The sequence below is a fragment of the Vibrio proteolyticus NBRC 13287 genome (genome assembly GCF_000467125.1).
Classification (GTDB): Bacteria; Pseudomonadota; Gammaproteobacteria; order Enterobacterales; family Vibrionaceae; genus Vibrio; species Vibrio proteolyticus.
Genome location: NZ_BATJ01000049.1, coordinates 1 through 489, shown reverse-complemented (window position 1 = coordinate 489; position 489 = coordinate 1). Strand labels below are relative to the sequence as shown.

Here is a 489-nt window from a genome sequence, read left to right as displayed (position 1 = left end):
TGGCGGTGAAGGTGAACTTTACCAAGGCCATTACTTCTGTGGGCGCAACCACACTGGGTGGTCAGTCTGTTGTCTGGAGCACAAGCGGTGCTGCAACACAATGGACAGGCGAAGTCACGTTAGGAAACATGACATCGGCTGAAGCGACCTTGATTCTGGGTCAATACCTGGATGAAGTGGGTAATACAGTCGCAGCGGGAGCCGAATACGACTTTGCAATCAAACCAACGGTCACACTGGATACCGTCACCATCACCCCAGATAACGCGAGCAATGTGACATTAACTGGCGATGCATTCGGCTTTGGTGACCTGGCTGCTGATCAAGTGACAGTGAGTTTCATCAGTAAAGACGGAGCCACCGAGCCAGCACCACAAACCGTCGATGTGACCGGCAGCACAGGTCGCTGGACGTTAAGCAATGTCGATGTTAGTACGCTGGATGAAGGGAGCTGGAGCATTGAAATTGCCGGTCAGAATAGCCAGGGTC

The 489-nt window shown here is 52.8% G+C and carries 1 protein-coding gene; it reads left to right on the top strand.

What is annotated here, in order from left to right; genetic code table 11:
* Window positions 1–11 precede the first annotated feature (11 nt).
* Window positions 12–489: hypothetical protein (locus tag VPR01S_RS21905; protein ID WP_156008774.1), on the top strand; the 478-nt coding region annotated here is incomplete at its 3' end.